This window comes from Pleurocapsa sp. FMAR1, assembly GCF_963665995.1.
Classification (GTDB): Bacteria; Cyanobacteriota; Cyanobacteriia; order Cyanobacteriales; family Xenococcaceae; genus Waterburya.
In genome coordinates, this window is the sequence record NZ_OY762512.1 from 427,652 (window position 1) to 442,961 (window position 15,310).

Annotated in this window: 11 protein-coding genes and 3 pseudogenes; 8 read left to right on the forward strand and 6 right to left on the reverse strand. The window is 40.2% G+C overall.

The features are described from left to right. Positions 1–125 precede the first annotated feature (125 nt). The 3 genes from SLP02_RS02220 to SLP02_RS02230 all read right to left on the reverse strand — a co-directional run bounded on the left by SLP02_RS02220 (position 126) and on the right by SLP02_RS02230 (position 2,548). On the reverse strand, positions 126–548 hold the full coding sequence (locus SLP02_RS02220) for a cupin domain-containing protein (RefSeq protein ID WP_319419023.1): 423 nt from the start codon (positions 546–548) through the stop codon (positions 126–128). A gap of 482 nt (positions 549–1,030) precedes the next feature. After that, on the reverse strand, positions 1,031–2,191 hold the full coding sequence (locus SLP02_RS02225) for an efflux RND transporter permease subunit (RefSeq protein WP_319423642.1): 1,161 nt from the start codon (positions 2,189–2,191) through the stop codon (positions 1,031–1,033). 6 nt (positions 2,192–2,197) lie between these two features. Continuing rightward, positions 2,198–2,548: a hypothetical protein gene (locus tag SLP02_RS02230; RefSeq protein ID WP_319419024.1), complete on the reverse strand. Its 351-nt coding sequence runs from the start codon at positions 2,546–2,548 to the stop codon at positions 2,198–2,200. Between the two features lie 766 nt (positions 2,549–3,314). On the opposite strand from SLP02_RS02230, the pseudogene SLP02_RS02235 reads away from it, so the two are divergent. From SLP02_RS02235 to SLP02_RS02245, 4 genes and pseudogenes are all read left to right on the forward strand, one after another. Beyond that, a pseudogene (locus SLP02_RS02235) lies at positions 3,315–4,087 on the forward strand (reverse transcriptase domain-containing protein). 203 nt (positions 4,088–4,290) lie between these two features. Beyond that, positions 4,291–4,461: an HNH endonuclease gene (locus tag SLP02_RS26415; RefSeq protein WP_413467310.1), complete on the forward strand. Its 171-nt coding sequence runs from the start codon at positions 4,291–4,293 to the stop codon at positions 4,459–4,461. Between the two features lie 344 nt (positions 4,462–4,805). Continuing rightward, positions 4,806–4,943 (forward strand): annotated as a pseudogene (locus SLP02_RS02240) (PadR family transcriptional regulator); the annotation flags it as partial. Between the two features lie 3 nt (positions 4,944–4,946). Beyond that, positions 4,947–5,171, forward strand: coding sequence for a hypothetical protein (locus SLP02_RS02245; protein ID WP_319419026.1), 225 nt, complete (start codon positions 4,947–4,949; stop codon positions 5,169–5,171). A gap of 59 nt (positions 5,172–5,230) precedes the next feature. Here SLP02_RS02245 and SLP02_RS02250 read toward each other — a convergent pair whose 3' ends face one another. From SLP02_RS02250 to SLP02_RS26420, 3 genes and pseudogenes are all read right to left on the reverse strand, one after another. After that, positions 5,231–5,371 (reverse strand): hypothetical protein, encoded by a 141-nt coding sequence (locus SLP02_RS02250; protein ID WP_319419027.1) that lies wholly within the window; start codon positions 5,369–5,371, stop codon positions 5,231–5,233. Between the two features lie 56 nt (positions 5,372–5,427). After that, positions 5,428–5,667: a hypothetical protein gene (locus SLP02_RS02255; protein ID WP_319419028.1), complete on the reverse strand. Its 240-nt coding sequence runs from the start codon at positions 5,665–5,667 to the stop codon at positions 5,428–5,430. 16 nt (positions 5,668–5,683) lie between these two features. Then, positions 5,684–6,394 (reverse strand): annotated as a pseudogene (locus SLP02_RS26420) (reverse transcriptase N-terminal domain-containing protein); the annotation flags it as partial. Positions 6,395–7,895: 1,501 nt separating this feature from the next. On the opposite strand from SLP02_RS26420, the gene gltB reads away from it, so the two are divergent. The 4 genes from gltB to SLP02_RS02290 all read left to right on the forward strand — a co-directional run bounded on the left by gltB (position 7,896) and on the right by SLP02_RS02290 (position 15,298). After that, a complete protein-coding gene (gene gltB, locus SLP02_RS02275; protein ID WP_413467311.1) occupies positions 7,896–12,533 on the forward strand; it encodes a glutamate synthase large subunit in 4,638 nt (1,545 codons plus the stop codon). A gap of 252 nt (positions 12,534–12,785) precedes the next feature. Continuing rightward, positions 12,786–13,964, forward strand: coding sequence for an S-layer homology domain-containing protein (locus tag SLP02_RS02280; protein WP_319419033.1), 1,179 nt, complete (start codon positions 12,786–12,788; stop codon positions 13,962–13,964). Between the two features lie 151 nt (positions 13,965–14,115). Further along, complete coding sequence (ylqF, locus tag SLP02_RS02285; RefSeq protein ID WP_319419034.1) at positions 14,116–15,006, forward strand: ribosome biogenesis GTPase YlqF; 891 nt, start codon at positions 14,116–14,118, stop codon at positions 15,004–15,006. 16 nt (positions 15,007–15,022) lie between these two features. Beyond that, positions 15,023–15,298 (forward strand): hypothetical protein, encoded by a 276-nt coding sequence (locus SLP02_RS02290; protein ID WP_319419035.1) that lies wholly within the window; start codon positions 15,023–15,025, stop codon positions 15,296–15,298. Positions 15,299–15,310: the final 12 nt, after the last annotated feature.

The following is a 15,310-nucleotide window of genomic DNA, read 5'->3' on the forward strand; positions in this document are numbered from 1 at the left end:
ATAACTCCTTAATCTTTAGATTATGCTACAGCAAAACACTTTCACAGCTTTAATTTACGTAGCCTTGGTTAAAAAAAATCTTTAATTTTAGTTAAAATTATCTGTGAGGCAAAACTAAAGATCTACTATTGACGAGCATAATCATCACTAAAACGAATAATGTCATCTTCGCCTAGATATTGACCATTCTGAACTTCGATTAAAACTAGCTTGATTACGCCAGGATTTTCTAATCGATGAGTAGTGCATTGAGGCACATATGTAGATTGATTGCTACTTAGAATCATTTCTTGGTCGCCACAGCTAACTTTTGCCGTACCAGAAACGACAATCCAATGTTCACTTCTATGATGGTGCATTTGTGAGCTTAAGCGATGACCAGGATTAACTTCTATTCTTTTAATTTTATATCCCGATCCTTCCTCTAAAGTAGTAAAAGAACCCCAAGGACGAATTTCTGTGGCAGTGATTCCCGATGAACTTTGAGGACTTGCGATCGCTTTAGCTTGCTTATTTAGGTAGGACTTAATTTCAGTTGATTGAGGCATAATAAATAAATTTGGTGACAACAGTAATATAGATATAGACTTAAATTTAAACGAGAAATCAAACTAACCAACAGTCAGAGATTACTCCGCCACGTCCCGCATAAAGACGAGCGACCCCCTAAAGGGTTCAACAGTTTGCTCAACGGGGGGAACCCCCGCAACGCAACTGTCTTACCGCGTCGCCGACAGGCGCAAGGGAACGCGCGAGTTTGTTCCTAAACGGAACAGCACGGGGACTTCTAAACGGACGAAGCCTGCTATAACTTGCCTGCTTTTTTTCTAAGCTTGCTTGGTTAAGCTGATAACAAAGATAACAAACATTAATTAAAATCTTAGTAAATTATTGAAGCTACTAAAGCATCTACATCGAATCTTTATAAAGCCCAATGAAAAAATGGAAAAATTATTAGTGAACTTTAATTGAAATTTATATTTAACCTCAATTATTTCAGTTTGAAGCGATCGCCTTGGCGCGAAATTTATTACTTTTGGCGCCGATAACAATTTAGATATGTTGCGGGAATTAAATACAGTGCTAGTAAAGTCGCTCCTATAACTCCATTGGCGATCGCAACTACTAGAGGTGGCCAAAATTCCCCACCGCCTAATAATAAAGGTACAAAACCAATAGCAGTAGTTAAGGTAGTGGCAATTACATGGCGAGTAGAATGCAACACCACTTCTCTAATAGCTGGCTTGTTCCCAGTTTTAGCTAGAGGATGCTGTTGAATAGCAGCTAGCACCACAATCGAATCATTAATTGCTACGCCAATTAAGCCTACCTTACCGATAATTGGGTTGAAACCAAAAGGATAGCCAAACAACCAAATGGAAAACAAGCCTAACCCAAAAGAGGCGATCGCCACCACGCCGATAAACGCAGCCAAACGAAAAGAACCTAAAGATAAAACTAAAGTCGCTATCATCAGGACAATTAAGACTCCCACCGTCGAAACTAAACCACCGAGGGCATCATTTTTTTCTTCTGCCTCTCCGCCAAACTCATAGCTATAGCCGTTGGGAAGTTGCCAGTTAGCTTCAGTTAGTTGCTGTTTAAAATCGGTCAATGCTTTATCGGGGGAAACTCCTGGGGTCAAAAAGCCTTGAATTGTATTAACTCTTTGTCCGTTGTAGCGAGTGATTTTAGCAAGTTCTGGTTCGAGAGTTATCTTGCCTAAAGATGATAGGGGAACATTTTGAACCTCATCACTCGAACCATTTTGGTTTGATAATAAATTTAAAGAGGGCTTTAATGCTGAAACTATCGCGTCAAAAGGTGAGTTGAGAATGCTTTTATCGATAGTGATATCTAAGTCTTTAATCTCAGCAGATAGTTGTCTTACTGCTGCTTGCTGTGCTCTTATTTGTTCGACCCTCGAACCATTTTGTAACTCGTCTAAATTGCTTTTGGCGTTGGCTAAACGTTCTTTCAAGGCTTTACGATTAAAAGCGATTTCATCTAACTCCTCACGGGCGATCGCACCTTCTGCGTACAAATATTCTCGACGGGAACTTTTAAGCTTTTCTAGTTCTAGCTGCTGTTGAAGATCCCTTACGTTTGCTTGTGCTGCTGCTATTTCTTCTATTCTCGCACCATTTTTTAGTTCTGCCAGAACTGCATCTTGTTGTTCTTTGTGGGCAATTAATCCTTAGCGTTGTGCCTCTAAGTTTGTTGTATCTAACTTGGCTAGAGGAGTGCCGAGAGAAATGCGATCGCCTTCTTCCACTAATACCTCAATCAATTTATCCCCACGTTCAAAATCTACCTCGCTTGTCCGTAATGCCGTTACTTCTCCAGTATAAGTTTGGGATGTAGAGTAAGACCCGACTGGTTCGAGTACTGTAGTTTTAACAGGCAGAATATTTGTTTGACTAGCTACAGATTTAGCAGTTGTTGGCTGCTTCGGCTGAAATTTTTGCCCCAACACGAAACCTAATCCTAATAACATGACTATTGCGATCGCTAGCTGCCAGTTTTGAACTTGTTTCTTTGCTTTCATCTGATGTGAAAGTCCCAATTTATCCTCAGCATTCTCATTCGATGTCGTTATAACCTCGATCTGGTGTGGTTGCTTTAAGCTCATCTCGCTCACCAATAGATAATTGAATAGTTATTTGATCTATAATTTGGTTAGTATTGGTGCGACCTGCAAAGGCGCATCCTAGAGTGAGTCCCTAAGAAAGACTCCAGCTTAATAGTCAAAGCTGTACCCGCCCGAAGGAGCATTTCTGGTAACGGAAATGTTTCAAAGCTAGAGGGTTAATTGTCCCGACTAATTCCAAAACATCTGGATAGGAAAGGGCTAGGGTAAGACACATAAGATTAACAAAGCGTGAATCTGTGATGAGGCTTCTAAACTATAAGACTACACCAAATAAACGATGTTTAGGTGTAGAGAGATTAAGGCTATCCCTCTCTCTTAGGGATGGCTTGTTATTAGTTACCGATATAACAAATAACTAGACTATCAACAATCTCGAAACAACAGGAGTATAGCAGGAATCTAAGTGTGTCGCATCTCAAAGATGTGCAACAGGGAAACCCCTAATAAGTCTCATTTCAATGAGTAAGTTAACCGCAAGGAAAACCTAATTCTTATTAGGGACAGGAAAGTTTAAAAAGCGAATGTCGTCATATCGAAAGATAACAGAAATAAATAACTGGACGAATAGGGCAATACCCAATCTGAAAAGATGCTGACGTAGACAGGTGATATCTGCTGAATATCATGCAATCAATATTTTGAACTCGAAAGGAAAAGTTAGATGCAAAATAATGCAAACGTAACTTCGAGAATATCAAATTGGCACTATATCAATTGGTATAAAGTCAATTTAAATATTAGAAATCTTAGAAGACGTATATTCAAAGCAACTCAAGAAAATAACTGGAGGAAAGTCAGAAATCTCCAAAAGTTAATGTTCCGAAGTTGGTCAAACATTGTCCATTCCATCAGGAAGACAACACAAATCAATCAAGGAAAAAAGATGGCTGGAGTTGACAAGATTGTGGTAAATACTCCGCAACAAAGGTTAGCCATGTCTTACGACTTGGTATTCGACCGCCGTTGCAGACCCAAGCCAGTTAAAAGAGTAAACATTCCTAAAAAGAATGGCAAATTAAGACCATTAGGCATACCAACAATTAGGGATAGAGCAATACAAGCAATTGTTAAAAATGCTCTAGAACCATGTTGGGAAGCTCAATTTGAAGGAATTAGCTACGGTTTTCGACCTGGCAGAAGCACCCACGACGCTATAGGAAAATATATCTTATAGCACGTCCTAACAAGACAAAAAAGTGGATTGTAGATGCCGATATAAAAGGATGTTTCGACAAGATAAGCCACATTAAACTATTAGAAATCATTGGGAATTTTCCCTATCGAAATCATGTAGAAAAATGGCTTAAAGCTGGGTATGTAGAAAAGAACACTTTTCATCCCCAGATTGCTGGAACTCCCCAAGGCGGAATAATAAGCCCTCTCTTAGCCAATATTGCCTTACACGGCATGGAAAAAGCATTAGGTGTCAAATAATATGACAGCCGAGGAACTTTAACCAGAAGCAAAAGAGCAATGGTAAATATATCACAAAATTTGCCTGGGTAAAAATCAAAAGACATTCAATAGTTCCAAAAAAATCATCTCCCGATGATCCTTCTTTAAAAGAATATTGGAAAAAGAGAAGTCAAAAGATTAATAAATCCGAGGCAGAAAAGCTAAACAAAAGACAAGAGTACATAGCACATAAACAAAAATATAAATGTTCTGTATGTGGTCAATCATTATTTAATGATGAAGCACTACATCTTCACCATATTATTCCAAGAAGTAAAGGTGGTAAAGACAACATTAATAATTTAGTTTTATTGCATTTATTCTGTGATCACAAAACTCACCATCAAAAATGAGTGATATTGCTTGAGCCGAATGCTTGGAAATCTTGCACGTTCGGTTCTTAGGGGGGAAAGGGGCAGCAATGCCCCTGACCTACCCGACAATAAATTGAGTATAAAATAAATATATATACAACTTATTGAATATGTAAACTAGCGATCGATAATTCGTTTATTATCAAGATCGATTACCCTGTACGAGCCAACAAAAGTTGGTTCTCGTAAATTACTAAAATGGCATTAACACATACAATTTTGGCGACTTTAGGGAATGAAGCCTATAGTGGTTACGATCTCTAGAAAAATTTTCTGAATGCACCAATCACTATTGGAAAGCTAGCCAACAACAGGTTTACCGAGAACTGAGTAAAATAGAGACTCAAGGCGCGATCGTCCCAGAAATAGTTCCTCAAGAAGGTCGTCCCGACAAAAAGCTGTATAGAATAACGACAATAGGGAAAGAAATTTTAACCGCCTGGATTGCCGAACCTTCATAACCAATGGCGATAAGAGAAGAACTGCTAGTTAAAGTTTTAGCAGGACATTTAGTGTCTCCCCAAGTAATCATTCAAGAATTAAAACGTCGCCATCAAATATACTTAGAAAATTTAGCAGCTTGTAAAAATAAAGAGCAAGATATGTTTGTTGAGTCGTCAGAACTATCTTTGGCTGAAAAATGTATGTATTTAACCCTAAGACGGGGTATTAGTTATGAAACCCAATGAGTAGAGTGGTGTGAAGAAGCGATTGCAGCTTTTCAGTCAACAGTTAATAGGGATGATCATTAATTAATTTCGACAGCGATCGTATCGATGGTTTCAGCTTCGGTGTCAGCAGGAATTTTAAAGGAAAGCGATCGCCTTAAATCTTTTTCTTGATAGTTAATCGTAAACAACCCTGCATAAATATCTGTTCCTTCGGGCAATTATCTACTTTACAGCGATCGCTTTTAAAACTTACTTTCATCACTCGATGATTTTCTCAATCATATTTATTAGCTTCGACAAACGGTAAAGGAAAGGGAAGGAAGCCTAAAGCACCATTTAAAGCACCTGAAACCCGACCATCTTTCACCTTGGTTGTATGTAAGAGTTCAATTTTATTATCTTGTCTTTCAATGCGAATCCATTGATCATCTTCTCCAGAACGGTCTAAGTTTAGTTTAATAACCTGGAGTGGCGGTTGTTGACATTGAGAATTAAGCGGAAACTTGTTACACAAAGCATTGCGATCAATTCTTGAGGCATCGGCGTAATCCGCCTATAATGAATTCAGGGGCAATTGCCTTATCTAAGATTGCATTATGGCTTATGCGGTCGAAGCCTTTTTTTTTCGATATCTATTTCTAGAACTCTTTTATTTATTCCGTTGCTTTGGCTTCTGAGATTTAGGAACAGTTTCTTTTGGGCATCATATGTGCCTCTTCCTGGTCTAAATCCGTAGCTTTGTGCGTGGAACACTGCTTCGTGTGCTGGTAAAGTGAGCATATTTGACAAGACATTGCACAGCGCATACGCGCAGACCGCCCTAGCGGGCTGGAGAGCTTTGCTCTCCGTCTCTATCGGCGATTGTTGGGACTTTGAGGATTCGTTTTGTTCCATCCTTTTTTGGGATAGGAATTTCTCGTAACCCTTGATGTTTCCAAGTCTTTGTATTTTGTTTTAAAGTCTCCTCTAATTGGAATCGTTCCTTGAACGTTAAAGACTTTTTGCCATCAATCCCTGCCGTTTTCTTGCCAGTATTCAACTGGGTTACTTGCCTGATTGCTAACAAACATTCTCGCTGAATGAGAAGAAAGAACAAGTTTCTGAAGCCTTTTAGCTCTTGCCTTGTCTCCAACTTTAACTGCTTTAAATATTCTTCTTTGTAGGCGGAATAGAACTTTCTGAAATCCCTTCCAGTCGGCAAATTCCCAATTATCGCTATAACTATTGCTATGCGTCATAATTTCTGTCCTCCGTGGTTGAACATTCTTCTGATATCCTTTTGGCGCGGAAAGCAAAGCTTTCCCAGTCGTCTTCGACGACGATCTGAGTGCGAAGCACTCAGATCGCCTCATCCTACCCGTAGCCAGAATTTCCGATGCTCGTCCATCCTATCTAGGTTTCTTACCCCTAGAATCTGGTGCTACGTTTTTATTCCTTCGCAGTCTGGAGACTGCCGACAATGCCGAAGGCATTGGCGAACAAACGTAGTTTGTTGTTAGATTGTCTAATGTTTTAGGGCGGTTCAATTTGCCTATTACTTTCTCAGAGAAACAGCTAAGACGCAAAACTTGCTGTGAGAGTTATAGTAATAAAAATCCACATTGTTCGTTCAGATTGTGGTTTGGGCATGAGACACTTTTGTAGAACCTGTTTACCCGTGACATTTCCCTATTAGCGGTAGTGTGGCTATCTGTTTTGCCTCTAATTCCGCCCTGATGCACGCTTTAGTCTGTAGGATTTTGAGCCTACTCGCTAGTGCCAGGTAAGGAGTCATCAATCTCTTTGCTGATGGGACTTTAACCCACATCTATCTATCAGTTCAGAGTACTTGCGGTTTTCTCCCCGCCATCTTCTGGAAGCCTCTACTTCCCTATTTTCTAGAGCTTCGCAGCTTCAACGAATCACACTTGCGTATGCCCTACGCTACCTGAGTTGCCTCAACAGCGCGAGATATGCTGCTTATTCATTCACCGACTTTAATCGATTACTGCGCTGTTTTGAGAGTTTTCGCTACCTCTTGCCTTTTTATTTTTTCCTCAAAAGTGTCGGTTTATTTCGCCCGAAATTTCCGCATCGGTGCGACGGTATTTCAACCTGGAGACAATCTTATTGTATAACGATTTAGACCATTAATATTATGAAGATCTTGTGTCTAAAATGCAAAGTTATCGCGCCTTATATCCTACGCCTTTCAAGCGTAGGATATAAGGCGATTTCTGTAAAAAATTATATTACCCAAATCTTGAGTAAATTAGAGATGCGCGTAGCGTAGCCATGCTGAAGGCTTATCGCATTGCGGCTGTTTGGGCAAAAGAAAATTTAAGCTAAGATTTCGCTCAGGCATTAAAATTGCTAGATGTTTAATCGATTTAAGTATATCCCCCCTACAGTTTTTAACAATTTGCGTGCTTTGTGTAACCAAATATTATTAAAATTTAAGTATTAATCGGTAGCGTTAGATTATCTGGAATATTCTGATAATTAATTTAGCTACTTATATTTAATGGCTCAATTATCTATCAAAAGCTAGTTTGTAAAATTTTATACCGATAAAGTACGGTATCCATTTGTATTCTGTAAATAATTAGGGGTGCATTATTTTTGTCAGTATTTAATCGATGTTTATATATTTAGCTTTAAAAACAAAATAAAAACAGCAATCAACTGTTTAAAAGTTATCTAAAATAATCTATTACATTTGTAATTTGTATGAGCAAGCAAGAAATGGAATCAAAAGAAGCAATGGGCAATAATGTGCATCAGTCTCAACTATCTGATAAGCCAGCAAACAAACCTTTTCAGGGTCAACGTTGGTTAGTAGAAGAAAGAGATGCTTGCGGTGTGGGGTTTATTGCTTACCAAGATGGTCGACAAAGTAATAAGCTAGTACAACAAGCTCTTAAAGCTTTAGGATGTATGGAGCATCGCGGCGGATGCAGTGCCGATCGCGATTCTGGAGACGGTGCAGGTGTTATGACTTCATTGCCTCTCAAGATTTTTGCTGCTTGGTTTGCAAATAATAATATTTCTCAGCCACCAGAAGAAGCTTGGGGCGTGGGGATGGTATTTTTACCTCAAGATAAAAGTCAGGCTGAAGAATTAAAAAGGTTTATCGAAGAAACAGTAAAGCTGGAAAATCTAACGGTATTAGGTTGGCGAAAAGTTCCAGTTCGTCCCGAAGTATTAGGGGAACAGGCAAGAGCCTATCAGCCTCATATTGAGCAAATTATCGTTAGTTCACCAGAAAATCTAACGGGGGATGATTTAGAGCGCAAACTTTACATAGCGCGATCGCGCGTAGGCAAGAGACTATCGGATGATTTTTATATCTGTTCTTTTTCTTGTCGTACCGTGGTTTATAAAGGCATGGTGCGCTCGGTTATTCTAGGTGAATTTTATCAAGATTTAGCTAACTCAGATTACGAAAGTAGCTTTGCTGTTTATCATCGTCGCTTCAGTACGAATACGATGCCCAAATGGCCCTTTGCTCAACCAATGCGGATGTTGGGTCATAATGGCGAAATAAACACCCTCTTGGGCAATATCAACTGGATGTCCAATCGGGAGAAAGAATTAATTTCTAACTCTGGCGAAGCATCTTTGCCTGGTTGGACTCAAGATGAAATTGAAGGATTAACGCCGATCGTCAACAACGAGAATAGCGACTCTTACAATTTAGATAGCGTGATGGAGTTGTTGGTGCGAACTGGTCGTAGCATTCCTGAAGCAACTATGATTTTAGTTCCAGAGGCATATAAAAATCAACCATCCCTCAAAGAATATCCTGAGATAGTTGATTTTTACGAATATCACAGTGGACAACAAGAGCCTTGGGATGGTCCTGCACTACTAGTTTACAGCGATGGAAAAACAGTAGGTGCAGTTTTAGATCGCAATGGCTTGCGTCCTGCTCGCTATACCATTACCAAAGATGGTTATGTAGTTGTCGGCTCAGAGACAGGGGTTGTAGATTTGCCCGATGAGGAGATAGTAGAAAAAGGTAGATTAGGCCCTGGTCAAACTATAGTAGTCGATCTACAAACAAAAGAAGTGTTGCGTAACTGGGAAGTAAAACAGCGTGTTGCCAAAGCGAATCCTTATGGAGAGTGGATACAGCAACATCGTCAGTCTATTAAACCTCAAAACTTTGGGACTGAAAACCTAATAACTTCCTTGGAACTATTACAACGACAAACTGCTTTTGGCTACACCGCAGAAGATCTGGAATTAATTATTCAATCAATGGCAATTAACGGTAAAGAGCCGACTTTTTGTATGGGTGATGACATTCCTTTGGCGGTGCTTTCAGATAAGCCAAGGCTACTCTACGATTACTTTAAACAAAGATTTGCTCAGGTGACAAATCCAGCGATCGATCCTCTTCGAGAAAGCTTAGTTATGTCTTTGTCGATGCAGTTGGGAGGCAAAGGAAATCTGCTTAACTTAAAACCTGAAGATGCTAGATTGCTGAAGTTGGAATCTCCTGTGCTAAATGATGAAGAGTTAGCTGGCATCAAGGCTTCAGAGTTTAAAACTCAAGAATTATCTACTCTATACAAAATTTCTACAGGGCCTAATGGATTAAAAGAGGCGGTAAACCTGCTTTGCCAAGCTGCTACGACTGCGGTGCAGGCTGGAGTGGAAATAATTATTTTAAGCGATCGCTCTGGATCGCAAAGCATTGGCACAGAATATAGCTATATTCCTCCCTTACTAGCAGTAGGGGCAGTTCATCATCATCTAATACGCCAAGGATTACGCTTACGAACTTCTTTAGTGGTAGATACGGCTCAATGTTGGAGTACTCATCACTTTGCTTGCTTGATTGGTAATGGTGTCTCAGCAATCTGTCCTTATTTAGCTTTGGAAAGTGTCCGTCAGTGGTGGAACGATCCTAAGACGCAAAAATTAATGCAAAATGAGCGAATTGTGTCTGTAAGCTTGGACAAAGCTCAAAAGAACTATCGCAAGTCTATTGAAGCGGGGTTACTCAAAATTCTCTCTAAAATGGGAATCTCATTGCTGTCTTCCTATCATGGAGCGCAAATATTTGAAGCATTGGGCTTAGGAGTAGATCTAGTTGACTTAGCTTTTGCTGGTACAACTTCTCGCTTGGGTGGTTTAACAGTATCTGAGTTGGCTCAAGAAGTTGTTGCTTTTCACCACAAGGCTTTCCCAGAAATTCACGGCAAAAAGCTGGAAAACTACGGCTTTGTTAAGTATAAAAAAGGCGGGGAATATCACATGAACTCCCCTGAAATGTCTAAGGCATTACATCAAGCTGTAGCCAGTAGAGATTATGACCACTACGAACTATATAAAAAACATCTTCATGGACGACCAGCAACGGCATTACGGGATTTATTGGACTTCAAGCCAGACCGTGAATCTATTCCGATTGAAGAAGTCGAATCAGTAGAAAGCATCGTCAAACGCTTTTGTACTGGAGGAATGTCTTTAGGTTCTTTATCACGGGAAGCTCATGAAACTTTAGCCGTGGCAATGAATCGGATTGGCGGAAAGTCTAATTCAGGAGAAGGAGGAGAAGATTCTGTTCGCTTTAAAGTTTTAGATGATGTTGCAGCAGATGGAAAGTCTCCTACTTTGCCTCATCTTAATGGCTTGCAAAACGGCGATACTGCTAGTTCTGCTATCAAACAGGTGGCATCAGGACGTTTTGGAGTTACTCCTGAATATTTAATGAGTGCCAAACAACTGGAAATAAAGCTAGCTCAGGGGGCAAAACCAGGAGAAGGAGGGCAGTTACCAGGTAAAAAAGTCAGCCCTTATATTGCTTCTCTGCGTCGTTCTAAACCTGGAGTAACTTTAATCTCTCCTCCACCGCACCATGATATTTACTCTATTGAGGATTTAGCGCAGCTAATTTTTGATCTGCATCAAATAAACCCTAATGCTAAAGTTTCCGTCAAGTTAGTGGCAGAAATAGGCATAGGCACGATCGCCGCAGGGGTAGCTAAAGCTAATGCTGATGTGATTCAAATTTCAGGACATGATGGAGGTACAGGGGCATCACCTCTTAGCTCGATTAAACACGCAGGAGTTTCTTGGGAATTAGGGCTAACAGAGGTACACCGAGTCTTGCTAGAAAATCAGTTGCGCGATCGCGTTTTATTAAGGGCTGATGGTGGCTTAAAAACTGGCTGGGACGTAATCATGGCTGCTCTGATGGGCGCAGAAGAATATGGCTTTGGCTCAATTGCGATGATTGCCGAAGGCTGTATCATGGCAAGAGTTTGTCACATGAACACCTGTCCTGTGGGCGTGGCAACACAGCAGCAGCATTTGCGCGATCGCTTTAAAGGTATACCCGAAAACGTGGTTAACTTCTTTTACTTTGTGGCAGAAGAAGTAAGACAGTTGTTAGCGAAATTAGGCTACCGCAATTTAGATGAAATTATTGGACGTACTGATTTACTGGTTCAAAATCCTGAAGTGGAGATCGCTAAAACCAACGGTTTAGATTTAAGCTGCCTAATTAATTTGCCAAGTGTTAAAGAAGATCGCAGTTGGTTAAAGCACGTTGATGTTCATACCAATGGCAAAGTATTAGACGAGGAAATCTTAGCTGATGATCGAGTAGCTGAGGCGATCGCGTTTCAGGGTCAAGTCATCAAAGACGTAACTATCATCAACACCGATCGTAGTGTTGGAGGTAGGATAGCTGGTGAGATCGCTTCTAAATATGGCAACAGCGGTTTTGAAGGAGAGATTAACTTAATATTCCGAGGTTCTGCTGGTCAGAGCTTTGGAGCATTTAATTTACCTGGAATGAAGATGATCCTCTCTGGTGAAGCGAATGACTATGTTGGCAAAGGAATGCACGGGGGCGAAATTATTATTGCTCCCCATACCAAATCTACTTACGATGCCGCTACAAACGTAATTATAGGTAATACCTGTCTCTATGGGGCAACTGGTGGTGCGTTATATGCCAATGGTAGGGCTGGAGAAAGGTTTGCAGTGCGCAACTCCCTAGCTAAAGCGGTTATTGAAGGTGCGGGAGATCACTGTTGTGAATACATGACAGGCGGTTTAGTTGTGGTCTTAGGTGAAGTCGGGCGTAACGTTGGCGCAGGGATGACAGGTGGATTAGGTTATTTCTTGGATGAAAATAACCTCTTTCCTGATAAGGTTAATCCCGAAATTGTCAAAATTCAGAGAGTTAGTTCTCCCGCAGGAGAAAAACAACTAAAAGAAATGATTCAAAAGCACGTTGAGAAAACTGGCAGCCCTAAAGGAAAAACTATTCTAGCTGATTGGGACAATTATTTAGGTCAATTTTGGCAGGTAGTTCCTCCATCAGAAGTAGATAGTCTAGAAACAGGTGCAACAGAAACTAAGACTTTGACCTCTGTATAGTCTATATCGATCATTAGATACCTTAATCTTACATAGTTAAGGGCGATCGCAGTTTAACTGGCGATCGCCCTTTTTGATATTTTGCTCATACGCCGACTTTTGGTAAACAATTGTTTGATTTTAGCTTTAACCTTGAAAACTTTTAACAATCCTGCTACAAGTTAAAACATAAAACTTAAGCGTATTTTCAGGACAATATCTTCAGCGTAGTTTACTTTTTAAATATAATTGTTAAATTAGTAGTTTATTTTTATGACAAATCCATCTCCTCAAGATCCGCAAAACCCGATTCCAGAACGCAGAAGGAGACCTGCCTCTGGTGTAACTTTTGATGAAATGATCGGCATAATTGTTGCCTTTACAACTATTGGGGCAATATTATTTTGGACGCTAGGCGGAAAAAAAAGCGGTCTTGCCAATTTTGGTGGTTTAGGCGGAGGCAATAGCTTACTTTCTGACTCTATTACTACCTCAACTGGTTTTGGTTTAAATAATGGAGTCATCGGTTCAAAATCCGATACTAACGCTAGCATGACAAAATCTGATGAGCGAGAAATACTTAATAAATTGAGTCAGTCAGAATCACCTGTTGCTTTTGTTCCTCCATCCCAAGAACTTAATTTACCTGCTAAAGTCCAAAAGCAATCTTATCAGCTTGATTCTGGAGCCAAGCTAGTTCCTTTAGCTGGAATTGCTGCTCTTCCTGCCATTACAGCTAAACCCGAGCAAAATAAAAACAATATTACTACTCAAGCTCCCGCTAAGAAAAAGCCACAGCCACCTGCTTTCGTTGAAACTCCTGCCAAGAAAAAGCCAGCAATTGTTCCCATTGGAATGCCTAAAGATATTACTGATAAAGATTGGATTTATCCGTTTGTAAAGCAGATGAATGATAATGGGTTAGCAAGTGCCTTGATAGGCGATAAAAAGTTTGAACCAAATAAGCTGATTACTAGAGCTAGTATGGCTACTTTAATTAGCCGAGCTTTTGATATGCAGCCTGAAACTCAAGGAATTATAAAATTTAATGATGTAAGTAATGGAAATGAGATCGCCCAGGATGTGGATAAAGCAGTTCGCCTTGGCTTTATGAAAGGCTATTCTAAAAATACGTTTCGTCCTTTAGAAAACATCCCTCGCTATCAGGTACTAGTTGCTCTGGCGACTGGATTGGGTTTAAAACCATCTCAAAATGCCGACCAAGCTCTCCAAAAGCTCAAGGGTAGTGAAAACCTACCCGATTGGGCAAAAGAACAGGTAGCAGCTGCTTATGAAGCAAACTTAATTGTTAATCGTCCTGGTTTTGGTGAAGATTCTCTGATGCCCAATAAATCAGCAACTCGCGGTGAGGTTGCAGCTATGATTCACCAAGCTTTAGTCCAAAAAGGGAAACTCAAACCTTTGGAGTCTAAATATATTCTTAAACCGTAAAATTTATTTTAAGCGCGATCGCGCGTTAACCTCAGAACTCTATTGTTAAGCTATAGCTATATCTGAGCCATGAAAATAGCTTTTGCCAACTGATAACCATAGCCCCTAGATTAATCTATGGGGTTTTTTATTGTTTCATCCTTAAATACTTATGTCTGCTCCGCCAATTCAATGGTATCCAGGTCATATTGCCAAAGCCGAAAAGCAACTCAAAGAACAGCTAAAGAAAGTTGATGTAGTCTTAGAAATATTAGATGCTAGAATTCCTTTTGCTTCTCATCATCCTCAAATCGATAGCTGGATTGGCAGTAAACCACGTATAGTAGTCTTAAATCGTATGGACATGATTTCTGAATCAGCTAAACAGGATTGGACAAGATGGTTTCAAGCACAGGAAAAACAACCATTTTTTACTAATGCCAAACAGGGAAAGGGAATCAAAGCCATTAAAAGTGCTGCTCAAAAAGCAGGTGTGGCAACAAATCAACGACGACGAGATCGCGGTATGCGCCCTCGTCCTGTAAGGGCTGTGGTCATTGGCTTTCCCAACGTGGGCAAATCAGCTTTAATCAACCGCTTAGTCGGTCAAAAAATTGTTGTTAGTGAGCGTCGCGCTGGTGTAACCCGTCAGTTACGTTGGGTAAAAATTTCTGATGAAATTGAATTATTAGATGCTCCTGGGGTAATTCCCTGGAGATTAGAAAATCAGCAGGATGCAATAAAATTAGCTATTTGCGAAGATATTGGTGAGGCGTCTTATGACAATCAAGTTGTAGCAGCAGCAGCAGTAGATTTACTCTTAAGCTTAGGCTGGGAAAAAGCATTACAATCTCGCTTCAATTTTGAGCCTACGGGAATGACAGGAGAAGCTTTTATTCAAGAAGTTAGCGCTCGCTCTTTCAAGGGAGACAAAGAACGAGTTGCCCGCCAAATACTACATGATTTTCGTACAGGAAATATGGGACAGATTTCCTTGGAGTTACCGAGTAGTGTAGGGGCGGTTCGCGAACAGCCCGTACGGGAAGGGAGTAGTGAAGTGTAAGCGGTTGTTTTTGTTAGTGTTGCTGATATTTTGGCTAGGGTTTGCAACCAGAGCTAATGCTGCGATGTGTGGCGATCGCAATGGGCAACAGGTGTGTATTCTTAAGCTCAAGCGGAGTGCTAAAAACTATTGGGAATATCGAGCTAAGGTAAGTATCAACGGACAAAAGCAAACAGACAAAGAAATTTACAATTGTCGCGATCGCACTTTGACCCGCAAAGGCAAATATCCCATCCCTTTCCAAGCTAATAGTCCAGGGGAACTTGTCTGTAATCTGTTTCAGAAATATTAAAATAGTAATTAA